The sequence below is a fragment of the Photobacterium leiognathi genome (assembly GCF_030685535.1).
Taxonomy (GTDB): Bacteria; Pseudomonadota; Gammaproteobacteria; order Enterobacterales; family Vibrionaceae; genus Photobacterium; species Photobacterium leiognathi.
The window spans coordinates 513368-537791 of the sequence record NZ_CP131599.1 but is presented as its reverse complement, the minus strand read 5'-3'; the positions used below and the strand labels follow the sequence as shown (position 1 = coordinate 537791).

At 39.2% G+C, this 24424-nt stretch carries 22 protein-coding genes and 1 pseudogene; 16 read left to right on the top strand and 7 right to left on the bottom strand.

Going from position 1 to position 24424, the window contains the following annotated elements; genetic code table 11:
* The first annotated feature begins 474 nt into the window (after positions 1 to 474).
* The 4 genes from Q7674_RS02560 to Q7674_RS02545 all read left to right on the top strand — a co-directional run bounded on the left by Q7674_RS02560 (position 475) and on the right by Q7674_RS02545 (position 5378).
* Entirely contained in the window at positions 475 to 1620 is a 1146-nt protein-coding gene (locus tag Q7674_RS02560) for a homogentisate 1,2-dioxygenase (RefSeq protein WP_045063753.1), read from the top strand.
* 17 nt (positions 1621 to 1637) lie between these two features.
* The gene (locus Q7674_RS02555) at positions 1638 to 2630 is read left to right on the top strand and encodes a fumarylacetoacetate hydrolase family protein (RefSeq protein ID WP_045063751.1); all 993 of its coding nucleotides are present in this window, start codon (positions 1638 to 1640) and stop codon (positions 2628 to 2630) included.
* A 62-nt stretch (positions 2631 to 2692) separates the two neighbouring features.
* Positions 2693 to 3322, top strand: a complete 630-nt coding sequence (gene maiA / locus Q7674_RS02550) for a maleylacetoacetate isomerase (RefSeq protein ID WP_045063750.1) — start codon at positions 2693 to 2695, stop codon at positions 3320 to 3322.
* Between the two features lie 22 nt (positions 3323 to 3344).
* A complete protein-coding gene (locus Q7674_RS02545) occupies positions 3345 to 5378 on the top strand; it encodes an acetoacetate--CoA ligase (RefSeq protein ID WP_045063748.1) in 2034 nt (677 codons plus the stop codon).
* A 134-nt stretch (positions 5379 to 5512) separates the two neighbouring features.
* Here Q7674_RS02545 and aroG read toward each other — a convergent pair whose 3' ends face one another.
* Positions 5513 to 6565: a 3-deoxy-7-phosphoheptulonate synthase AroG gene (aroG, locus tag Q7674_RS02540; RefSeq protein ID WP_045063746.1), complete on the bottom strand. Its 1053-nt coding sequence runs from the start codon at positions 6563 to 6565 to the stop codon at positions 5513 to 5515.
* A gap of 450 nt (positions 6566 to 7015) precedes the next feature.
* Between aroG and Q7674_RS02535 the strand changes: the two genes are divergently transcribed.
* The 6 genes and pseudogenes from Q7674_RS02535 (at position 7016) to Q7674_RS02510 (ending at position 12836) form a co-directional block, all read left to right on the top strand.
* On the top strand, positions 7016 to 7756 hold the full coding sequence (locus Q7674_RS02535; protein WP_045063744.1) for an amino acid ABC transporter ATP-binding protein: 741 nt from the start codon (positions 7016 to 7018) through the stop codon (positions 7754 to 7756).
* A gap of 7 nt (positions 7757 to 7763) precedes the next feature.
* Entirely contained in the window at positions 7764 to 8582 is an 819-nt protein-coding gene (locus tag Q7674_RS02530) for an amino acid ABC transporter permease (RefSeq protein WP_045063743.1), read from the top strand.
* Between the two features lie 29 nt (positions 8583 to 8611).
* Positions 8612 to 9424 carry a transporter substrate-binding domain-containing protein gene (locus Q7674_RS02525; RefSeq protein ID WP_023934725.1) on the top strand — a complete coding sequence of 271 codons (813 nt, stop codon included), beginning with the start codon at positions 8612 to 8614 and terminating at the stop codon, positions 9422 to 9424.
* 5 nt (positions 9425 to 9429) lie between these two features.
* Positions 9430 to 10362 (top strand): amino acid ABC transporter permease, encoded by a 933-nt coding sequence (locus Q7674_RS02520; RefSeq protein WP_045063741.1) that lies wholly within the window; start codon positions 9430 to 9432, stop codon positions 10360 to 10362.
* Positions 10363 to 10614: 252 nt separating this feature from the next.
* A complete protein-coding gene (locus Q7674_RS02515) occupies positions 10615 to 12309 on the top strand; it encodes a bifunctional diguanylate cyclase/phosphodiesterase (RefSeq protein ID WP_045063739.1) in 1695 nt (564 codons plus the stop codon).
* A gap of 193 nt (positions 12310 to 12502) precedes the next feature.
* Positions 12503 to 12836 (top strand): annotated as a pseudogene (locus Q7674_RS02510) (DMT family transporter).
* A 110-nt stretch (positions 12837 to 12946) separates the two neighbouring features.
* Here Q7674_RS02510 and Q7674_RS02505 read toward each other — a convergent pair.
* The gene (locus Q7674_RS02505; protein WP_023934722.1) at positions 12947 to 13459 is read right to left on the bottom strand and encodes a GNAT family N-acetyltransferase; all 513 of its coding nucleotides are present in this window, start codon (positions 13457 to 13459) and stop codon (positions 12947 to 12949) included.
* Between the two features lie 29 nt (positions 13460 to 13488).
* Entirely contained in the window at positions 13489 to 14178 is a 690-nt protein-coding gene (locus Q7674_RS02500; RefSeq protein WP_045063737.1) for an SDR family oxidoreductase, read from the bottom strand.
* Between the two features lie 208 nt (positions 14179 to 14386).
* On the opposite strand from Q7674_RS02500, the gene Q7674_RS02495 reads away from it, so the two are divergent.
* From Q7674_RS02495 to Q7674_RS02480, 4 genes are read left to right on the top strand one after another with little or no spacing between them, the layout of a single operon-like run.
* Positions 14387 to 15298, top strand: a complete 912-nt coding sequence (locus Q7674_RS02495) for a metal ABC transporter substrate-binding protein (protein ID WP_201798091.1) — start codon at positions 14387 to 14389, stop codon at positions 15296 to 15298.
* Positions 15298 to 16161: a manganese/iron ABC transporter ATP-binding protein gene (locus tag Q7674_RS02490; RefSeq protein WP_045063735.1), complete on the top strand. Its 864-nt coding sequence runs from the start codon at positions 15298 to 15300 to the stop codon at positions 16159 to 16161. Before Q7674_RS02495 ends, Q7674_RS02490 begins: the two co-directional genes overlap by 1 nt.
* Before the next feature lie 9 nt (positions 16162 to 16170).
* Complete coding sequence (locus Q7674_RS02485; RefSeq protein WP_045063734.1) at positions 16171 to 17064, top strand: metal ABC transporter permease; 894 nt, start codon at positions 16171 to 16173, stop codon at positions 17062 to 17064.
* Positions 17057 to 17920: a metal ABC transporter permease gene (locus Q7674_RS02480; protein WP_045063732.1), complete on the top strand. Its 864-nt coding sequence runs from the start codon at positions 17057 to 17059 to the stop codon at positions 17918 to 17920. The genes Q7674_RS02485 and Q7674_RS02480 overlap by 8 nt, the downstream gene beginning before the upstream one ends.
* Before the next feature lie 50 nt (positions 17921 to 17970).
* Here Q7674_RS02480 and Q7674_RS02475 read toward each other — a convergent pair whose 3' ends face one another.
* Complete coding sequence (locus tag Q7674_RS02475; RefSeq protein WP_045063730.1) at positions 17971 to 18336, bottom strand: DUF3703 domain-containing protein; 366 nt, start codon at positions 18334 to 18336, stop codon at positions 17971 to 17973.
* 310 nt (positions 18337 to 18646) lie between these two features.
* Between Q7674_RS02475 and Q7674_RS02470 the strand changes: the two genes are divergently transcribed.
* Entirely contained in the window at positions 18647 to 19459 is an 813-nt protein-coding gene (locus tag Q7674_RS02470) for a DUF2797 domain-containing protein (protein ID WP_023934714.1), read from the top strand.
* A gap of 91 nt (positions 19460 to 19550) precedes the next feature.
* Here Q7674_RS02470 and Q7674_RS02465 read toward each other — a convergent pair whose 3' ends face one another.
* From Q7674_RS02465 to Q7674_RS02455, 3 genes are all read right to left on the bottom strand, one after another.
* The gene (locus Q7674_RS02465; protein WP_237156734.1) at positions 19551 to 20240 is read right to left on the bottom strand and encodes a putative ATP-dependent zinc protease; all 690 of its coding nucleotides are present in this window, start codon (positions 20238 to 20240) and stop codon (positions 19551 to 19553) included.
* Positions 20241 to 20316: 76 nt separating this feature from the next.
* Positions 20317 to 21213 (bottom strand): phosphotransferase, encoded by an 897-nt coding sequence (locus tag Q7674_RS02460; protein ID WP_305422463.1) that lies wholly within the window; start codon positions 21211 to 21213, stop codon positions 20317 to 20319.
* A gap of 352 nt (positions 21214 to 21565) precedes the next feature.
* On the bottom strand, positions 21566 to 22051 hold the full coding sequence (locus Q7674_RS02455; protein ID WP_045063727.1) for a GNAT family N-acetyltransferase: 486 nt from the start codon (positions 22049 to 22051) through the stop codon (positions 21566 to 21568).
* Positions 22052 to 22174: 123 nt separating this feature from the next.
* Here Q7674_RS02455 and Q7674_RS02450 point away from each other — a divergent pair, with 123 nt between their 5' ends.
* Positions 22175 to 24103, top strand: coding sequence for an alpha/beta hydrolase family protein (locus Q7674_RS02450; RefSeq protein WP_045063725.1), 1929 nt, complete (start codon positions 22175 to 22177; stop codon positions 24101 to 24103).
* Positions 24104 to 24424 lie beyond the last annotated feature (321 nt).

The window sequence follows — 24424 nt, the reverse complement described above, 5'->3', positions numbered from 1 at the left end:
ACCCAAGTAACTTCAAGTTACAGTGTTCAGAACACTGTCACAGCTTCGAGTTCAAGGAAAGCAACGAAGTGTAATAGTTGTCTATTTCCAAGTTGCATGACACAGAAATCGGGGCTATGACATGTTCCCAAAGGGCGAGTTCTCTTGGCTTGTATACGTTGTCGACAACTTTTGATTTAGATCCACTAGATCTTCAAGTCGTCTCCTAGTCTACAAACCAAGATATTCTCGCTGAACCTAGTAACTTGAAGTAGCTTGGGTATATATAAGATTAGAACTGATCCCTGCACTCAGCTATTTAATATGACTAAAAACACAGATTTAATGCCTAACATTACTGACACTACCCACAAATTTACGGATCGCTGTAAAGCTTAATGAACAGTTTTAAATATTCATCTTGTTACTAACGTTGCGATTTTCCTGCTTTCAACCACATTTAAGCTATAGCAACAGTAATTAATGAGGCAAGGAATGCATAAATGGTTTCAGCTCCCAATTATTGAAGGGCTATCAAGTAAACAAGCGCATTGCGACTTACCCCACGACAGTTTTGAGCGTGAATGCGGTCGTGAGGGATTCTACGGCCCAGCAACCCACATGTATCATCAACATCCACCTACGGGCTGGCTTTCATGGCAAGGAAACCATAAACCAAGAGCCTTTGATGCCTTAGCGTTACCTCAATCAGGTAACACTCCGTGGGATGCACCATTACTGCTTTCTAATGCCGATCTTAAACTGCGCTTATGGCAAACATCCAAGAATATGGATCACCTTGTGCGAAATGGGGATGGTGACGAATTGCTGTTTATTCACCAAGGTAGAGGTGACTTATATTGTGATTTTGGGCATCTCAGTTTTAGTGAGGGCGATTATATCGTCATCCCCCGTTCAACATCATGGCGTATTGAAACCACCAGCCACGTTAGTTTACTGATGATAGAGGCAACCAATAACAGTTATCGTAATGTCGATAGAGGCATTGTGGGTGAACATGCGATTTACGATCCTGCGATATTGGAATACCCCACAATCAATGCTGCATTTAAAGCCCAACAAACGGAAGAATCTTGGCAACTTTTACTCAAAGCCCGTAATCAAATTAACGTTATCGGCTACCCATTTAACCCGTTAGATGCCATTGGTTGGAAAGGAGCGGTTACCGTTTTAAAACTCAATTGGCGTGATATTCGCCCGTTAATGAGCCATCGTTACCATCTTCCACCTTCTGCACACTCTACTTTTTCTGCTAATAATTTTGTTGTCTGTACCTTTGTACCTCGCCCAACAGAAAGCGACCCTCATGCGTTAAAAGTGCCTTTTTTTCATAGTAATAACGATTACGATGAAGTCATTTTTTACCATCAAGGTGATTTTTTTAGCCGAGATAACATCAAACCCGGCATGATCACTTTTCATCCTTGCGGCTTTCCTCATGGTCCTCACCCTAAGGCGTTGAAAAGTAGTCAACAAAAGCCAAAACCCTTTACCGATGAAGTCGCTGTCATGATTGATAGCCGTAACCCTCTCGATATTGGGTCTAACATTGATAAGGTTGAACTCCATGATTACGTCCATTCATGGCGAGACACTACGCACAACAATCACAATGAATAAAAGCTAGGAGATCAACAATGAAACTTGCTTCGCTAAAACCCGGTCGTGATGGAAAGCTAATTGTTGTCTCAAAGGATTTGAAGTGGGCAACGTCAGCTCATCATATTGCCCCAACCTTACAATATACTTTAGATAACTGGGATAACGTCGAGCCTATATTGCAAGATCTCTACCATGCGCTAAACAAAAAAGCATTGGAGCACCGATTTGTTTTTCAACCTCAGCATTGCACTTCTCCATTACCTCGCGCATATCAATGGGCGGATGGCAGTGCTTATGTAAATCACGTGGAATTAGTCCGAAAAGCCCGGGGCGCGGAAATGCCAAAAAGCTTTTGGCAAGATCCACTAATGTATCAAGGCATGTCAGATAAATTTCTCGACCCAGAACAACCAATAGAAATTGAAGATTTAGATTGGGGTGTCGATTTTGAAGCAGAGATTGCGATTATTACTGACGATGTACCGATGGCAACCAAGGTTGATGATGCCGCGCAGCACATAAAATTAATCATGCTTGTAAACGATGTATCACTGCGTAACTTAATCCCTGACGAGCTAGCAAAAGGTTTTGGGTTCTTTCAATCCAAACCTGCATCCGCCTTTTCCCCTGTCGCGATTACTCCAGATGAACTCGGTGATATATGGCGAGAAAACAAAGTTCATAACAGGCTCAATGTGCATTTAAATCAACAATTGTTTGGCAATCCTAATGCTGGTGTTGATATGACATTTGATTTTGCCCAACTGATCCATCATGCAGCAAAAAGCCGCGAGTTAAGTGCTGGCACCATCATAGGATCTGGCACAGTTTCAAACCAAGATCGTCAGTCAGGCTCATGCTGTATTGCTGAAAAACGGATGCTTGAAATCATAGAAAACGGCAAGCCAAGCACGCCATTTATGCAATATGGTGACACCGTAAAAATAGAAATGTTTGATGCTCAAGACTACTCTATTTTCGGTGCAATAGAGCAAACAGTCGTTCCTTTTCAAAAACAAAAACATTAACTCATTGAGCCTAATTAGCGCACTATCGAAACACTAATATTAAAAATATAAAGAGAGTAGCAATGGCATTCACCTTATATGACTATTTTCGCTCATCCGCATCCTACCGGGTTCGAATTGCTTTAAACCTAAAGCAGTTAGATCATACTTGCGTGCATGTCTCTTTACTCAATAACGAGCAATACAGCAGCGAATACCAAGCCATTAACCCATCAGGCTTAGTTCCGACATTACAGCAACATCAAACCTTATTGCATCAATCTTTAGCTATCATTGAATACCTTGATGAATGTTACCCTACTCCTTACTTGTTACCACGTAACCTAATTAAACGCGCACAATGCCGCTCTTTTGCGCTTTCTATTGCTTGTGATATCCACCCTCTCAACAATTTGCGAGTACTCAAGCAACTAGAACAACAATTTGATTGCACTTCAGCGCAAAAAACATACTGGTATCACCATTGGCTACAACAAGGATTCACCGCGTTAGAACAACAGCTACAACAAAGCCCTTACACCGAACACTTTTGTTTTGGTACACACCCAACTCTTGCTGATATCTGTTTAATACCGCAAGTCTATAACGCCAAACGCTTTGAATTTGACCTTAGCCCTTTTCCAACTATTGCAGCTATCTATCACCATTGCGAACAACTTGAACCGTTTACAAAAGCAGCACCTGAGAGCTAGAAATTAAAACGGAGAAGCCATAATGACAAACGATGATTATAACCAATGCCTTTGGGAGCCCACTCGAGAGCGCATTCAAACCAGTTTGCTATATCAATTTATGGTGCAGATCAGCGAGCAGCAAAACCGTTTATTTCATGATTACACTCAGCTTCATCGTTGGTCTATTAAACACAGTGATGAGTTTTGGCATCAGCTATGGCAATTTTGTAACGTGATTGGCAAGCAAGGTAATGCCATTTCGTATTGCCCACCAAATAGCCCAATTCCTAATAAAGATCGTCGTTGGTTTCCCGAAGCACAGCTTAACTTTGCGGAAAATCTATTAGCTCATAGTGCTGCATTAGAAAAGCAAGATGCATTAGTGTTCTACAACGAACTTAGCTTTAGTGATACTAATCACCTTCAGGCGCAGCAGCGATTATCATGGCAACAACTTTATGAACAAGTGGCAATTGTCGCCCATTATCTGCAACAACAAGGAATACAAAAAGGTGATGTGATTGCCGCCTATATGCCCAATATTCCACAAACCGTGATTGCTATGTTGGCTGCAACATCGCTCGGTGCAATTTGGACATCGACCTCGCCCGATTTCGGTACAGAAAGCGTGATAGAACGCTTTAGCCAAACTCAGCCAAAGATCATCTTCACCACTGATGGTTATATTTATAACGGCAAACACATATCAAGCATCACAGCATTAGCCCTAGCTTTACCTGCACTTCCGAGTGTGAAAAAACTGATTGTGTTTCCTTATTTAAATACTCAGCCAATCAGCCAGTTGCTACTCAATTCAACGCCACTACCCGAAGCTATTAGTCTTAGCACTTGGGCGGAAATGGAAGATATTGTTGAAACACCTCACCTCCGTTTTACTCCAACAGCATTTAATCATCCGCTTTATATTCTTTATTCATCAGGCACAACGGGTAAACCCAAATGTATAATTCATTCTGTCGGTGGCACCTTACTTAACCACCTTAAAGAGCATCAATTACACTGCAATATCAAACCCAAAGATCGGATATTCTATTTCACAACATGTGGCTGGATGATGTGGAACTGGCTTATCAGTGGGCTAGCTTCTGGTGCAACCTTGATTTTATATGATGGCTCGCCACTTCATCCGCAACCCAATCAACTGTGGCAACTGGCAGATAAAGAGCATCTGCAACTCTTTGGCACTTCAGCGAAGTACTTAGAAACAATTGAAAAGCAAAAACTATCACCACGCCAAGAATGTAAACTCACTCAACTTGACGTGATTTGCTCAACAGGCTCTGTTTTAGCGCCCGAGCAATTTGATTATGTTTATCAAAATATCAAGCAAGATGTGCAACTATCGTCTATTTCTGGCGGTACGGATATTTGTGGCTGTTTTGCCATTGGTAACCCTATTGGTGCGGTGTGGCAAGGTGAATCCCAAGTCAAAGCCTTAGCCATGGATGTGCAAGTGTATAACGCTGAAGGTGATGCAATTACGGATCAATGTGGCGAGCTTGTTTGCTGCAATAGTTTCCCAAATCAACCCATCGCATTTAGCCAAGATCCAAACGGCGAGAAATACTTCAACGCTTATTGGAATACCTACCCTAACACGTGGCACCACGGTGATTATGTGAGTATTTCTCACCATGGCGGATTAACCTTTTACGGGCGTTCCGATTCAATTCTTAATCCTGGAGGCATACGCATCGGCACTGCTGAAATCTATCGCCAAGTCAACCCGTTTGATGAAATAGTTGATTCAGTGGTTGTCGCCCAACAATACCAAAACGATGTACGAATTGTTTTGTTTGTTCAGCTGCAACCGAACCTTCATCTAACAAATAGCTTAATAGACAGGATCAAGACTCAACTGCGAACGCAATGCTCCCCTCACCATGTGCCAGCAAAAATCCTGCAAGTGAATGCGATACCCAGAACCAAATCAGGCAAAATTGCAGAAAAAGCAGTACGTGATGTGATCCATCGGCGACATGTGGTGAATACCAGCGCTATCGCAAATCCTGAGTGCTTGGAGGAATATCGAAATAGGAAGGAGTTGCAATAAATACCGCTATATATTTATTACTAACATTGGTTAAAACTGTATTTCAACCATCCATTTCGATATGTATTAACAGTTTACATAGTAAAAACCGACGCTGTAACAACGTCGGTTCTACTTGAATCATAATGTTTAGATTATGCTTGGCGACGCTTTTGTACGTCTGCTGCTAGTTGACGCAACACTTTTTCAGTATCAGCCCAACCAATACAAGCATCGGTAATACTTTGACCGTAAGTTGGCTCTACACCATCTACGATATCTTGACGACCTTCAACCAAATGACTTTCAATCATCACACCAAAGATAGACTTATTACCATTTGCGATCTGCTCACCTACATCTTGAGAAACAATTGGCTGATTCTCAAATTTCTTTAGGCTGTTTGCATGGCTAAAGTCGATCATCACTTTAGCACGATGACCTTCTTTCTCTAGCTGATCAGTCACGGCTTTCACATCTTCAGCGCTGTAATTAGGTGCTTTACCACCACGAAGAATGATATGGCAATCTTCATTGCCAGCTGTTGCAACAATCGCTGAATGACCATACTTAGTTACAGATAAAAAATGGTGCGGTGCGCTTGCTGAACCTACTGCATCTGTTGCAATTTTGATGTTACCGTCAGTACCGTTTTTAAAACCAACAGGGCAAGAAAGACCTGATGCTAGTTCACGGTGAACCTGAGATTCCGTTGTACGTGCACCAATCGCACCCCAACTGATCAAATCACCCATATACTGTGGTGTGATCATATCCAGGAACTCGCCAGCTGTAGGCAAACCAGAATCGGTTAAATCAAGTAGAAGTTTACGACCAATACGTAAACCATCATTAAGTTGGAAACTGTTATCCATGTAGGGGTCATTAATCAAACCTTTCCAACCCACGGTAGTACGTGGCTTTTCAAAGTAAACGCGCATAACAATTTCAAGATCAGCACTAAGTTCATCACGTAGTTCCTTCAAGCGCTGACCATATTCAATTGCAGCTGCTGTATCGTGGATTGAACAAGGGCCAACAATAACAAGAAGACGGTCATCTTCATCGTTTAAGATATTATGAATGGCATTTCGGGCTTGATATACCGTTTCAGAAGCACTTTCTGTTGCTGGAAATTTTTCTAATATTGCTACTGGTGGTAATAGTTCTTTGATCTCGCTAATGCGGACATCATCTGTTTTATGCATGCTTATACTTCCCGTATCGCTACACTACGTCCATGTCGGTCAAATTGATGTAGTGTATTTTCTCCAAATAGTCGTTGTTAACTTATCGCCTTAACCCTTCTAGTGCAATGGGTTATTGACATAAAAGTCGACATTTTTTAACCAATTTACATCATCAATAATACTATTGTGTCCAATAAATCATAACAAAATGCGTTTCACTACCCTAATACAGATATAAAACAAATACTTTTATGTTATACAAAGCTCTCATTTTAAGAAAATAATGGGTAATATTCGTTCACATAATCCACACTTATCAAACTAAATGGTGACTTATCAGCATTTAAGGTTCATTGTTATATAATATTGAAATAATTATTAATTTTAATCGGTTAAAGCTATTGCTGTAATAGGTTAGTCTTTCCTTCCTATTATCAAAAGCTATAAATTTATCAGTTGAGGTACGTCTTGTTGGCTAAAGACGAAGTAATCACATTTAACCATGTGAATAAATGGTATGGCGATTTCCACGCATTAAAGGACATTGATCTCACCATACACAAAGGTGAACGCTTAGTGATCTGTGGCCCCTCTGGCTCGGGCAAATCAACCTTAATCCGCTGTATTAATGGCCTTGAGCACTATGACTCAGGGGAAATCACTGTTACCGGGAAAACACTCGAACCTAAAAGCCTTAAAGCCATTCGTGGGAAGGTGGGAATGGTGTTTCAGCATTTCAATCTTTTCCCTCATATGACGGTATTAGACAACCTGACACTAGCGCCTCGTCGCGCGTTAGGTATGTCCAAAGCAGAAGCTGAAGCCTTAGCAATGCAATACCTTGAACGGGTTCATATTGCGCATCAAGCCGATAAGTTTCCCGGACAGCTCTCTGGTGGTCAACAGCAACGTGTCGCAATTGCTCGTTCATTATGTATGAAGCCAGATATTCTGTTGTTCGATGAACCAACCTCTGCGCTCGACCCTGAAATGATCCATGAAGTGCTGGATGTCATGAAAGAGCTTGCCTATGAAGGTATCACCATGATCTGCGTCACCCATGAAATGGGCTTTGCGCGTAAAGTGGCTGATCGCGTTGTGTTTATGGATGAGGGTGAAATTGTCGAAATTGCACCACCAGCAGAACTCTTTGATGCACCAGAGCAGCAACGCACCCAAAGCTTTTTAACCAAAATTCTGAGCTACTGAGGCGGTTATGACAACGAAACCTCAGTCAACCTCAGCGATTTGGAAAGTGTTTAAACCTGTGATTAGTGGGCTATTACAAATCACAGTTATTGCTTTCGCCATTATGTGGTTACTCAATAGTGGTGCTGATGCCATGAACTACCATTGGCAATGGTATCGTGTTCCACAATATCTTTTCTTTAAAGAAGATGGTGAATGGTTTTCAGCCGAGCTCATTGATGGCTTACTTATCACACTAAAGATCTCAGCAATTAGTCTGATCTTTACTGTGCTGTTTGGTCTAATCACCGCTTTGCTGCGTATTTCACATTCTGTGGTTGGACGTGGATTAGCCCGTGGTTATATAGAGTTAATCCGTAACACGCCATTATTAGTACAAATCTACCTACTCTATTTTGTATTTGGTCCCATGCTGGGACTAGAGCGATTTACCACCGCAGTTTTAGCCTTATCTTTATTCCAAGGTGCTTACACCGCTGAAATCTTTCGCGCAGGTTTGATCAATATTCCTAAGGGACAGTTTGAAGCTGCAGAAAGCCTAGGATTGAGCAAAATGGATAGTTATCGCTACATCATTTTGCCGCAAATGCTACGTCGGATCTTACCACCATTAACCAATGAAGCTGTTTCACTGGTGAAAAACTCTTCTATTGTCAGCATTATGGCTATCTTCGATTTAACCACTCAAGGAAGAGATATCGTTGCAGATACAGCAATGCCATTTGAAATTTGGTTCACCATTGCTGCGATGTATTTATGTATTACTTTACTGTTATCTGCACTCGCCACATTACTCGAACATAAATTAGCAACACCTACACATTAATGACTTTTTAACGGTATGGAGACAAAAAAATGAAGCGAATATTTGCAGTTTTACTTACTGCATTCACCCTTTTATTCAGTGTAAACCATGCGTTTGCCGCTGAAAAAGGCACATTGGAACAAATTAAAGAGCGTGGGACATTACGTGTTGGCCTATCAACCTTCGTTCCTTGGGCTATGCGTGATAAACAAGGCGAATTAATTGGTTTTGAAGTTGATGTCGCTAAACGTGTCGCAAAAGATGCAGGCGTTAAAGTTGAATTTATTCCAACAGCTTGGGACGGTATTATCCCTGCCCTATTAGCGGGCAAGTTTGACGTTATCATTGGTGGTATGTCTATTACTCCACAACGTAATCTGAGTGTTCTTTTCACCACTCCTTATTCACACTCAGGTATTCAACTTGCGGCTAGTAAAGAGTTAGCGGGTGATAAACTCACCATTGCCGATTACAACAAACGCAGTGTGACATTAGCCGTTCGTCGTGGGGCGGTAACAGTTCAAACAGCGAAGAAATACTTCCCTAAAGCCAAACTTCGTCAATTCGATGATGAATCACAAGCGTTCCAAGAAGTGTTAAACGGCAACGCACAAGCAGTACTGGCTTCGACACCTAAGCCTGAACAGATGGCACTGCAATACAAAGACAAGCTATTTATTCCTTTTAAAGAGCGTTTAAGCCAAGGTTCTGAAGGTTTTGCTATTCGCCAAGGAGATTTCAATTTATTGAATTTCTTTAATAACTGGATCTTACTTCGCACCCAAGATGGTTGGCTACAAGAGCGTTATGACTACTGGTTCACCACTGTAGATTGGCAAAGCCAAGTGGCAGAAGGTCAATAATCACTATGTCTTCTTGCTCAACAGCAAAGAAAACGTCTTCGCAGCCGAATAATCGTTCGGCTGCAAGATTTTCTTTACCTCAGCTCAAATTGCTCGATTACGTCTTACTAGCAATTGTAGGATGCTTTTTAGGCTGGTTATATTACCGTTCATCTATTGGTATTAATTACCATTGGCAATGGCACAAAGCTTTTGATTTAGTCTTTACACCGGGGCGAAATGGCGAGCTACCCTATTTCTTTCAAGGTGTGATCAGCACTATTCGCCTTAGTTTATGGGGCATGGTTTTTGCTGCTGCGTTTGGTTTATTACTTGCGCTTGGTCGTCGTTCATCGCTAGTATTTTTCCGTGTACCAGCAAATGCATACATTCAGCTTGTACGTAATATTCCACCTTTAGTTTTTGTTTTTATTTTCTATTTCTTTATTTCTAGTCAATTGGTTCCCTTACTTGGCTTAGATGATTTATTCCGTAACTATCACGGTCATGAAAACCGATTACAGTATTTTCTCTTTGGGGATGCACAATTATGGGAAAACCTGTTTTCAGGCATTTTATGTATAGGGCTTATTGCAGCAGCCTATATAGCTGAAGTGATACGTTCCGGCATTGATGCGATTGCGAAAGGACAATGGGAAGCCGCTGACTCACTTGGCTTATCAAAGTGGGATCGTTTTCGCTATGTGATTTTTCCGCAAGCTATAGCAGGCATTGTTCCCGCTCTTGCAGGGCAGTTTATTTCTATCGTTAAAGATTCATCGATCATCTCGCTGATCTCAATCCAAGAAATGACCTTTGTCGGCAGTGAAATTGCGAACTCTTCTGGGCTGATTTTTGAAATTTGGCTGTTAGTTGGTGCGGTATACCTTGTACTTTGCCTTTCCTTATCTCTTCTATTTAGCAAATTAGAAAAACGTAGCTTACGTCACCTCTCATGATCAATTTGCGGTTGATATTTAACCAGTAAATACCAGCCGCAATTCCACCCAAAGACCACTAATTTTAGATATTCGCTCACATAGTTATTATTAAGTAAAAAAATGGCTTCATTGCTCATTATTTCTTTTTAATAATACACTGTTCGTGTCAAAATATTGACGAGAGTAGTCAACCTTCACTTTAAAGCCTCTTCCTTAATTTGGCTTAATCATAATTAAACATGCTTATGCATTGTATATTGAGAATAAATAATGCTTTTACGCTCTAAATACTTTCAATACCAACCTATTGTCTATAAAAATAAAGCTGTCGCATACGAGGCACTATTACGCCTACCGGATAAGAAAGTTAATATCGAGAACTTTGTACAAACTTATGTTAACAAAGGTTATTTTGACTTAAATGTTATTACTCACGTTTTATCTGACATAAAGAAAAACAATAAACAGGTTTACGTTAGTATCAACATCTCGTCGACAAGTTTAATCAACGATGAATTTATCGCTTACCTACTCTCTATCAAAGAGGATTTTAAGTACTTCTATCTTGAGATCACTGAACACGATAACGTAGAAGATATCGAGAAAATGAGGGAAAACTGCCAGATTTTGCAAAAAAATGGCTTAAAAATCGCGTTGGATGATTACGGTAAAGGCTACTCAAATACTGACATACTACTTAGCATTGATTTTGACTACGTAAAAATTGATAAGTTACTTACGAACAAAATAGAAACCAGTTTCTTCTCTTATAAACTGCTAGAAAGTATTGTGAGTGATATTTCATCCCTCACCAATAGCTTAATTGTGATTGAAGGTATCGAAAGCGAGAAGAATTTACAGCTAATCAAAAACATAGAAAGGAAGTACAACGTCAACTTCCTTCACCAAGGGTATTATTACTCAAAACCTTTACCTATCTCAGCGTTACAAAACAATGAGAAGATTGAATATAACTTTAAAAAACTCGATGATATTTCTTCGTTTTACAATGAAGTAGAACAAAAAATATACAAAACCATTTGCAAAAATGATTTCGACAATGTTAATGAATTATTGAAGTTTGACCCATTTAATACCTTCAACATCAATTATAAGCAAAGTAATAAAGAGATTGTTTCCAACTTTATTTCAGCCTTTTACCATAACTCAAACACGTCATTTGATATCGGTAACTTTTTAGCTAACGCTATGATAAATAACGCTGAATGTATGGTTGTTATCCGTGATATCAATGGTGAGGCAATTTTTAATAATAAAAAGCATATTCAGTTTTATGGGTTCGATTTAGTCGGTCATTCTATTGATGAGATTAAAGAAACCTTACCCGGCTATGATGCCTGCCTACAAGCCGATCTGGAATTGATTGAGTCAGATAATATTGTGTTATCAAAAGAAGAGGTGGTTCTCATTAATGGTGAAGAGAAAACCTTTGTAACTCAAAGAAATAAGGTTATTTGTGGTGATAACCTCTTTGTTATGACCAGCGTCTACGATAAAGATGATGCCAAAGTAGAGAAAATAGACTCGCTGACATCTTGCTACACTCGCGATCATTTATCTAATGATTTGAATGATTATCAATATGTTGCATTCATTGACCTTAATAATTTCAAATACATTAATGACAATTATGGTCATGAAAAAGGTGATGATGTTTTAAAGGTAACCGCAGAAATCATCCAAAAGCACTTCCGTTATGGTGATATTGTTATCCGCTTAGGTGGTGATGAGTTTTTGATTTTTTCAAATATTGAATCTCATGAGAAATTCGATAAACGATTAGCTCAGGTGAATCATGAAATCGAAATCGCAACTAAAAACTTTGTTTCAATTGCCTATGGTGTAACTAACATAGAGCATGATTACCAAGAAGCTATCGTTACAGCCGATCAACTGATGTATAAGCAAAAGTACGATCGAAAAAATACCTTAGTTAATGCTTAATAATGTCTAATGATTGGACGATAGTTAGTGCTTATCGTCTAATCATTCCTAATAACCATTAAACACGTTCAATTATTACGAAATAGTAATAATCATTTGTATAAATAGCGCTTGGTAAATCGGCTGTTTTCGAGCAAAATGCGCTCCTCATAATTGATGGAAGAAATACGCAATGTTTAAACTAATCACCTCTATGCCACCATTCTTAGCGTTATCTATTGCGATCGTTTTTGAAGTTATAGCAACGTCATTTATTCCAAAAGCTGAACAATTTACTAAACTGGTACCAAGTACTGTCGTACTTGTCGGTTATGGGGTTGCATTCTTCCTACTCTCAGTCACAGTAAAAACTATGCTTAGTAGGTATCGTGTACGCGATATGGAGTGGCGCAGGTATTGTACTTGTAGCGACGATTAGCTTCTTTATTTACGGTCAGCGTTTAGATTTACCTGCGATTGTTGGTATTGGCTTTATTATCGTAGGTGTACTGATTGTTAACCTACTTTCAAAAACAGTGGGTCACTAACGTCTAATTTTACCCATTATCAAATCCAAAAAGGCAGTCATATACTTTAACTAGATCGAGTTATAGGTATGACTGCCTTTTTATTATCTGGCTATAATGTATTTCTCATATTATCCGACACTTTCTGCATAGCTACGTAGTCGTGCCATATGGTAAACATTGGCATATTCACCATTTCTAAACGCGTAATGCTTAGCTTCACCCTCGATAACAAAACCATACTTTTGATACAGCTTAATCGCAGCTAAATTATCGGTGTACACTTCTAATTCTATACGCTGAACATTGAGCCATTTATCGCTAAGCATTAAGGCTGCCTGCAATAGCTGACAGCCCACACCTCTTCCTTGATACGCCTCTTTAACTCCCATACCAAAACTCGCGACATGTTTACGACGTTGATTATCACAAACAGACAAACCTAATTGACCGATAATTTCACCATCGTATTCAGCAACCAAGCTATAACAACCTTGTGGGAGATTTGATAATCGTGATGCCCAACGTTCGAGAGAAGGAAATGGGAGTTGGAGTGTGCCACCATACGCGACTTCTGATTCATAAATCGCTTTAACACCATCAATATCAGCTTGTTCACTGTGACGAATAATGACATTTTCCATTACATACTCCCTTTTCTCTTCATCTGTGGTTACCACGCGATGCGGCTACCATCATAATTAATAAACTCACCGCTATTATTTGGTGCGCTTTGTTCTATTACCTCATACAAGCCTTGTGCTGATGTTGCGGTATCAATCAGTGCATTCGGTCCACCCATCTCTGTTTGTACCCAACCTGGATGCAGAGCTAGTACTGTAAACCCTTCGCCGCGTAAATCATTGCTTAAGCTTTTTACCACAGAGTTTAATGCCGCTTTTGATGAGCGATAAATGTAACCGCCACCAGAGGTATTCTCTGTCATGCTGCCCACTTTTGATGACAAACAAGCGATCTTCTTTGTTTTACTTTTACTCAGTAGTGGATAAAGGCTCTCAACCAATTTGAGTGGTGCAATGGCGTTAATTTCAAAGACTTTACGCCACTCATCAACATCGGTATTACCAAAGCCGTATCCTTTAGGCCCATAGTAACCTGCATTGTTGATCAACAAGTCCAATACAGGTAATTGCAAAGCTAAACTTTCCATTTGCTTGTAATTCGTTACATCCAAAACATGAATCGCTAAATCTGTATGTATAGCAGCCAGCTGTTCAAGTGCTCCCGCAGGATCTACAGCTCGTACGGTAGCATTTACTACCCAACCTTGAGCTAAATATTGCTCAACGAGACTTAACCCAATACCTCGGTTAGCACCAGTGATCATGACAGTTTTTTTCATGTTATGTCCTTAATTAGCCAACAGAAAATATTATTAGTTATATAAATAACTAACTGATTATTAATCCAATATACCGTTTAAGTGATGACAAACAACCCCAATGAACAAATATTATCAAACCACTTAACGATAATGATTTTCATTTGCATTTAATTTTTTGCTTTGCTATAAAACTCAAAGAATTGATTTCATTTAAGGGATAAATGCGATGAGATTTGGAACAAAGCGACTGTTGAAACATGTTACAACGGCTTCACTTATGTGCATTAGCTTAGTATTTAGTGCAACCAGTTATGCCGATGATAAGTTCAAAGTGATTACCACTTTCACCATCATTGCGGATATGGCAAAAAATGTCGCTGGTGATGCTGCAATCGTAGAGTCAATCACTAAACCAAATGCTGAAATTCATAACTATCAAGTCACTCCAGGGGATCTAAAACGTGCACAAGGCGCAGATCTCATATTATACAACGGGCTAAACCTTGAGCTTTGGTTTAATAAATTTTTTGCCAATCTACATGATGTTCCTTCTGTCACTGTCACCCATGGCATTTCACCTTTAAGCATTTCCCAAGGCCCATATAACGGAAAGCCAAATCCTCATGCTTGGATGTCACCTACTAACGGCGTGGTTTATGTTGAAAACATTCGCCAAGCTTTGGTGAAACATGATCCTAAGAACGCAGACATTTATAACCGCAACGCTGAGCAATACATTCAACAAATCAAGCAAACCATAGAGCCAATTCGCCAGCAAATTCAGGACATTCCAATTGAGCAACGTTGGCTAGTAACAAGCGAAGGTGCATTCACTTATCTTGCCCGCGATTTCGGTTTAAAAGAGCTGTATTTATGGCCTATTAATGCTGATGCTCAAGGTACACCTCAACAGGTACGTAAACTTATAGACGCAGTCAGAGAGCACCACATACATGCGGTATTTAGCGAAAGTACGGTATCTGCCAAACCTGCTCAACAAGTGGCGAGAGAGACAGGAGCAAAATACGCTGGCGTCCTCTACGTAGACTCTCTCAGCGCACAAGATGGTCCTGTACCTACCTATTTAGACTTAATTAAAGTCACCACACAAACCATTGCAAAAGGACTGAGTTTATAATGCTAGGTCTTAATATTAACGATATTACAGTGACTTACCGTAATGGGCATACCGCACTTCATGATGCCACTTTTTCCATCCCTCAAGGATCAATAACCGCATTAGTTGGGATCAACGGTAGTGGTAAATCAACACTATTCAAAGCCATTATGGGGTTTGTGCCCACCAGCAAAGGCAAGGTAGAAATCCTTAATCATTCCGCTAAACAAGCACTCAAAAAGAACATGGTCGCCTATGTTCCACAAAGTGAAGAGATCGATTGGAACTTCCCAGTATTAGTGAAGGATGTGGTCATGATGGGACGCTATGGCTATATGAATATGCTGCGTATTCCTCGTAAAATCGATCACGAAAAGGTAAATGCCGCTTTAGAGCGTGTGAACATGCAACATTTTTCCCATCGTCAAATTGGAGAACTATCCGGTGGGCAACGTAAACGTGTGTTTCTTGCACGAGCACTTGCACAAGAAAGTCAGGTCATTCTCCTCGACGAGCCATTCACAGGTGTTGATGTTCAAACCGAAGAGCAAATCATGGCGTTATTACGTGAACTACGTAATGAAGGCAAAGTCATGTTGGTTTCTACACACAATCTCGGCAGTATTCCTGATTTTTGCGATCGTACCGTATTGATCAATAAAACAATCTTAGCGTCGGGAGAGACGTCTGAGATATTCACACCGGAAAATCTAAAAATAGCCTTCGGTGGTGTTTTGCGTCACTTCATTTTAGCAGGAAAAGATCTGCACGAAGATGATGATAAACGTCAACTATCAGTGATTTCCGATCATGAGCGTCCAGTGGTGATGTATGGAGAGAATGGTGAGCAACAGTCACAATCTCTTGCTCGTCACCATCAATAAGGGGGATATATGGATGTCTTATTAGAACCCTTTCAATACAATTATATGCTAAATGCCATGTGGGTAAGTGCCTTGATTGGCGGCGTTTGTGCCTTTTTATCTTGCTATTTAATGCTTAAAGGATGGTCTTTGATCGGGGACGCGCTATCACACTCCATTGTACCCGGTGTGGCTGGTGCTTATATGATTGGCCTCCCTTTCTCATTTGGCGCCTTTCTATCCGGTGGTTTAGCAGCGGCTGGCATGTTATTTCTCAGCCAACAAAGCAAATTAAAAGAAGATGCGATCATTGGTTTGATCTTCACATCATTCTTTGGCCTTGGGTTATTTCTTGTATCACTGTTTCCCACCAGCGTTAATATTCAAACCATTGTGATGGGAAATATCTTAGCCATCACGCCAACAGATACGTTACAAATCGTGCTTATTGGCTGTACTTCTTTATTGCTACTTATTATCAAATGGCGAGATTTCATGGTGGTATTTTTTGATGAAAATCATGCCAAAACCATCGGCTTATCACCTAACCTGCTCAAAGTACTCTTTTTCAGTATTTTAAGTGCATGTACCGTTGCTGCTTTACAAACGGTTGGCGCTTTCCTTGTTATAGCCATGGTGGTTATACCAGGCGCTACCGCTTATTTGTTATCAGATCGTTTTTCCACCGTCATTATTCTTAGTGTGTTCATTGGCGTGATCAGCGCATTGCTAGGCGCTTATTTAAGTTATTTTATTAACGGTGCTACAGGTGGGATCATTGTATTACTACAAACCGTTTTCTTTATCTTCACTTTTTTCTTGGCACCTAAATATGGAAAACTTGCAACATATAAAAAGGCGAAACAAGCGTTAAAACAATCACCATTTTTCACTGACAAGCAACAAGGAATGAATAATGGATAACCTGATAGCTACCTTAGTTTCTCCCTTTCAATTCACCTTTATGCAGCAGGCATTCTACATCGTGATCTTAGTGGCAATTCCAACCGCATTGCTTTCCTGTTTCTTGGTGTTAAAAGGCTGGTCTTTAATGGGAGACGCTATTTCCCATGCGGTACTACCGGGGATAGTTTTAGCGTATGTATTCTCTATTCCTTTTATCATTGGTGCTTTTATTGCGGGTATGTTATGCGCGTTAGCGACGGGATATTTAAAAGAAAACAGCAGAATCAAAGAAGACACGATCATGGGTGTCGTTTTCTCTGCCATGTTTGCACTCGGGATTGTGCTTATTACTAAGATCCATAGCAATATTCATTTAGATCATATTATCTATGGTGATCCACTTGGTGCTAGTTGGCAGGAGATTATAGAAGGCGGCGTAATTGCTTTACTTGTAGTCACTCTGTGTTTGCTAAAAGGAAAAGACTTACTACTGTTTATTTTTGATCCTCAACATGCGCAAGCGATTGGCTTACCGACCAAGGTATTACATTATGGATTACTTTCACTGCTTTCATTAGCTATAGTGACAGCACTAAAGGCCGTTGGCATGATTTTAGTTATTTCTATGCTAATAGCCCCTGGTGCGACAGCCTTTATGCTTACTCGTCAGTTTCAATCAATGCTGATTATTTCACTACTAATAGCGGTTTTTAATTCTGTATTAGGTTTATATCTAAGCTTTTTTATTGATAGTGCTCCCGGTCCCACCATTATTTTATTACTGACAGCAAATTTCATTGGGGTCTTTATCTATACCAGCATTAAAAATCGAAACACGGAAAAATTATCATCATCACCGCTTTCTGTGGAATAAAGCGAACAAAAGGCTATTAAAACAATGATATTACTTTAATAGCCTTTGTTTTATATCTGCTTAGCACGGGTAATTTTTTGCTGATGCAACGCTGATATCGGCAATGGCTTGAATGGGCTAACATTACTTCCACCAGTATTTCCATCAGGAACTAGGCCTACTGCCGTTTTGGTGAACGCACCAAACACACGTAGTAACTGGCCTCTTAACTCTTGGTGATCGCCGTTACGTCTAGCCCAATACAACATGTGACAATGCACTTTAGTATGCCAATACGTGGAATTTTGCCCTAATACATGTGCATTTTCTAAATGTAAAAATTCTTGTAACACATCGTTATTTCGTCTCGCCTTCCTTGCTAACGACAACTCTTTTAATACTGCATAAGAAATGTTTTTTGAAAATCGATTCAGCATTTCACCCTCCATGATCGCCGATACTTGAGTGACCTTTTGACACTAGATCACCTCGCTCAATAATTCAGCCCATATCCTGATCATCTAGGTAGTGATCACGTTTAAATTAATGCTGATGTATCGTTTACGCATAACAGAGAAAGATAATGATCAATATCACGGAGGAAAACTATCATCAATAAATCTCTGTTCTTTCATGTACTCTTTCTAGTTGAAAATGCATAACAGGGTTTTATCCCTACTTCTCTAGCCCCTTTCTATCAACAACTGCTAGAATCACCACACTATAAAAACAAGCAACGAGCAATGTATGCAAGGAACATTAAGTAAAATGAAGTCAACCTTAAACGATGTTGTTGACTATCATCTACCTATTGGCGATCAACGTCTTCACTTAAACCCTTTGATCGGCAAACATTTAAAACTTACTCATACTGGTAATATCTTTTGCCAATCTTGCGGTAAGAAAACCAAGAAGAGCTACTCACAAGGCCATTGTTTTCCATGTATGAAGAAACTTGCCTCGTGTGATATGTGCATCATGAAACCAGAAACCTGCCATTACGCAAAAGGCACCTGCCGAGAGCCACAATGGGGCGAAGAAAATTGCATGGTGCCGCACTATGTGTATCTATCAAATACCTCTGGTTTAAAAGTAGGTATTACCCGTCATACACAATTACCTACACGTTGGATTGACCAAGGTGCGACACAAGCATTAGCTATTTTAAAAGTAAAAACACGTCAGATCTCAGGTTTAGTCGAAGTGGCGATTGCTGAATTAGTCGCTGATAAAACTAACTGGCGCGCGATGCTAAAAGGTGACAACGTAGAGATCGATCTTGTTGATCAAGCAGCAGCATTGCTCCCTGAGGTAAAAGCAAAACTCGCAGAGATCACAGCTGAATATGGTGATGATGCTATAGAATATCTTGATAACAATATCGTAGATATTCACTTCCCTGTTGATGCGTTCCCAACCAAAATTAGTTCACATAATTTTGATAAAGAGCCAGTGGTTGAAGGCATTTTGCAAGGTATTAAAGGTCAGTACCTGATTTTTGATACGGGTGTGATCAATATTCGCAAATTCACTAGCTACGAAGTGATTGCTGAAGCGTAATAGAATAAGCAGCAAAATAGATAATAACTAAAAAGCGAAGTGCACTTTTATGTTTCAACGAGAAAACATAACTAAAAACACTTCGCTTTTATTATTTTACTCTGCCTTGGATATAATCATATTTGGCATTTTGTACAGCCAGATCACGTAAGAAGTTCTCGCCTAATACAATCCCGTTACCGCCATCAATAAGCACATATTCAATTTCTTCGTTTATTTCACCAAGCTTTGTTCTCAATTTGACCACAGGCAGTGATTCGTCACTTTTTTCACTATCTTTCACCCACTCACTGATCGCATATTTATATTCCTTTCCTTGTAATACGAACTGCACCCAATCCTTCCCCTCTCGTTCAAATTCCACTAACTCACTAACACCTATTCGTGAATTTTTAGATGCTTGATCAACGTAAGCTGAAAAATATTCTTTCGATGTTCCAAGTAATATCCATTCATGACGACCAACAACATATAAACCTTCCGCTGTTTCTTTTGATATTGCAGATGTTACAGAATGGGTTTTCTTATGGGCTAGCGTTAAGGACGAGGAATCAATAGCAAGAAAGCTATTTGGTGGTAGTACATGTTGTGCGGTGGATAAAGAAAAGTAAGCCGATGCCTGTTTTTCAAATTCATTCTGTGGTTGTTTAGTAATGGGTACAAAAGAATCATGGGAAATACGGCTTTGAGCAATAGCATAATGAATACTTTCGCGTTCTTCTGCCAGCGATACACCACCAGCAAATAAAAACAACAATATTCCACTTACTATACGCATCATAAGCACCTCTTCTCGCTATTCTTTTATACCCCTACCTTACAAAACATAATACCCATAACAGAAAACAGGCAACTATTTACTGCATGCGAATCACAGATTCAAACTTGTTAAACTTGTTTGTTAACCAATTTTCATCATACCAGCCCATATTACGACTGTGCTTGGCATCATCCCATAAACTAAAGAAATAGCGACGCGCTTCAAAGCCATCATCAAGTTGGCGCTTTTCAATATAACGCTCAGCAATATGTGTATCGCCGCGTACATCAAAAAGGTGGATCACATCCAATTCACGGTGTTTGAAACCGCTATCACAAGGGTCAAGCAAGCCTGCAACCTTGAATGTTTTTGGATCAAATAACACATTCGCTAAGTGGCAATCATCATGCACGAAAGAAGATGATTCATTGGCGATAGGCGAAAGGATCTCTCTACGACGTTCCCATAGCTCAGTGTATTTATCTTTTAATTGAGCACTAAATGGCGATACTGCACATGAAAGGTATTTATAAACCCCTTCCATCCAGTCATCGAAAGCATTATTAAAATCACAATCAAACTTACCATTGGTCAGTTCAAAACCCTGAGGATGATTATGCTCATGTAATGCGATTAATATATCTGTGTAATCTTCACGGAATGTCTCAATTACGAATTTATCATTTGGCAATTCATTGGCAGGACGACCTTCGAGCCAATCTAGCACGATATAGTCATACCCCTCTTCACGACCGAATAAGTAAATTTGAGGTACCGGACAACTTACAATTGAACGTAATTTTTGTAAGCAAGATACTTCTTTACTAATACGACCGACTTCACGTGAAAACTTAACAACAATCTTTGCCTTCCCTGTGGCAAGAAATACAACCCAACCATAAAAGGTTTCCTGAATATCACATACATCAGCTTTTCTATGGAACATTGCAAAAAAAGACTTTTCAGCAATATTTTTGAGCTGAGCTTTATTCATATTCGATACCTTGGACTATCTAGCAACTGTAACCAATAAATACCTTAAAAGCATAACACTCTGGTTTTATTGGCTTTTTAATCTTTATTATGAGTTAAGAATGCAACAGAACAGCAAATATGACCAGTATCAAGGGTAAAAAAAACTTAAAATGTTTTACTTTTAGTTACATTTGATTTTTTTCAGAGGTTACTTGCGCTATACCAGTTAAAAACCAGTGAATAAAACTCTTTTTTAGCGATAAATAAAAAGCATGATTTGAATCACACTTAAATGCAAAATAAAACACCATCCATTAAAAGGAATGTGACAAAATACAGAATATTCCTTTGAAGCTTAATAAGATTTAATCTCAACTTTTCAAGTCGTGATGATTATAAGCAAACATAACCTCTTGTGGACCAAAGTCTCCTTCAAGAAAGAGATCTCCTGTTAATTGAAATCCACTTTTCTCATAGCAACGTTTCGCAGCAGGATTCTTGCAATTAACGGTTAAATATATGGCATCATATCTAGCGTAGTGTACTGCGGTGTAGTGCAATATCCTTTTAATTACTGCCGTTCCTATCCCTTTACCTTGATAATGTTGACTAATCACAAAAGTACGTAAGCCAAGCGTATTGATTGGACAAAATTTCATTTGTTCAGAATAAGCAATGTCTAGTTTAAAAAAGCCAATGATCTTCCCGTGATAATAAATCACATAAAGATGCATAGTTTCAGTGGCGCTCGCAATGAAATCCTCAGCAGTTGATGCAAATCTTACTTGCGATTTAGGTACAACAATCCGCTTAACTGCATTTTCATCTCGGTTGGTAAAAGGCTTAATTTCGATCATCTCGTATCCTTATAAGAATATTAATTAACTCGATCGCATATTTAATAAAAACTGGACGTAAATTAATTGTTATCACAATATATTTCACGTGAATAAAATCAATTCAGTGGGATAGGTATAACAATGACGTTAATAAAAAAACTATACGTAAAAATAGCCATTCTTTTATTAATAACCGGGTGTGTGCAACCTAAAGAGGCAACTCACCAATCTCTTGCAAACCAAACACTACCCATGTTACTCGATTTTAAAGATCTCACGACCACAACAAACGGTACCCATTCTTACCAAATATCTCCTGATGGTAAAAAGTTAGCATGGTTAAAAGACAGCTTTGATAATAATGGAAATCCTTACACTGCACTTCATTTTAAAAATTTAGCAACAGTTGAAACAGGCAAGTTTGATGGTTGGATTTCTTTTTTTGAATGGATGCCAGATAGCCGTAATTTAATCTATGTTCCCAATTTCGATGATATGAAGTCTAAAATATTCTTTTTAGATACAGAGCATCCAACACGCCATATCAAACCATTTTATGATGGCAACAATCAGGTTTATGTCGTCGATATCCTCAAAAATGATCCTGACAATATCATTGTTAGACATAACGGTACTGACCCCAAAGTCTTTAACCTTTATCGCCTTAACATAAAAACGAAACAAGAAACCTTATTATTTGAGATCGATGATAAGTTAGCTATCGATGGCTTTATTATTAATAACAGCGTTAAAAGTGGGTCAGTCTTTGCTTATATAAAAAATAAGAAAGAAATATATCAATTAAGTACAGGTAAACTGTTATTCGATGCTGGCGAAAATGGCAAAGTCTCTCATGCGATGCTTAACCATAAAAAAAATACCCTTTCTATATTAGCTAACAACGAGACAGATAAAATCCAGTTACTCGAGTTAGATTTAACAACAAACAATATAACTACCCTTTATGCCAATGATCGTGTTGATGTCGATTTATACTATTCAGATAACAACTTAAATCCAGCTATCGCTTTTAGTTACCCAGATTACCAAGAGGCAAAAGCGTTCCACCCTGCTTATCAAAAGCTACTCGACAAGTTCTACAGTAAAGGTAAAAACAGTGTTCTAATTTTTAGTCGTGATAGTAACAATGAGAAATTCACCTTAAGCCAATATAACGACCATGGCTTTAAAATTTATCGTTACGATACAGTCACTGATAAAAAAGAACTTCTTTCACAAAGTAAGTCACACTATTACACCCAGTACCTTGCACACCAAAAACCGATTCAATTTACTAGCCGTGATGGATTAAATATTAATGGCTATTTAACCCTACCTAACAGCATAAAAGCCAAACAGCTCCCAACAGTTTTACTTGTTCACGGAGGACCTCATGCTCGCGACTATTGGGGTTTTAATACCGAAGCACAATTACTTGCCAACCGTGGCTATGCGGTGATTCAAGTGAACTTCAGAGGCTCTGCGGGTTATGGTTATGATTTTATATCCGCTGGATATGGGGAGTTTTCAAAAGCGATGCATAACGATCTGATTGATGGTATCGATTGGGCGGTTAAACAAGGCATCAGTGATCCTAATAATATTGCGATTATGGGAGCAAGTTATGGTGGTTACGCTACCCTAGTCGGCATGACACTTACTCCTGATAAGTTTGCTTGTGGCGTCGATATTTTTGGTATGTCGGATCTTGAGCTAATGATTAACAACTTCCCTGAACCATGGAAGCGACATGAAGATATTTGGCAGAACTACATTGGTGACTTTAATGATCCAAAGATGAAACAGCAACGTTCACAACAATCACCTATTAATTTCGTCAATAATATGAAAGCACCACTGTTAGTGATCCAAGGTGAAGATGATGCGGTTGTGATCCCTGAGCAATCTCGTCGATTTGTCGAGGCGGCCAAAAAAGCCGGAAAAGATGTTCAATACTGGGAAATGAACAATACAGGCCACCATTACGGCACACCAACACAAACAAAGAAACTTGCTCGAAAAGTAGATAACTTCTTAAGCCAATGTATTGGTGGACGTTCTGCAGAATAGCAATGATAGTAATGCCATCTCGTTGAGGTGGCATTACTTAACGACGAATACTGCCGTTAAAAGACCCATTGTTTCTCATTCAGGCTTAAGAACGTTTCAATATTTATCATTTTTATCTTAAATCGCTGATAGTAAAAAGCAGCACTTCCTAACCAATGGCAAATCTGACAGTTTAAAGAGAGCCACTATCGTCAGCACAATGTCAATTTCACCCAATAAATATGCTCTATAAACCTGCATTCATTGACTGTTCATCTTCAATTTCATGATTGTAAGTAAAACTCAATATTTAATATAAATATCAACAATTAAACACAGATA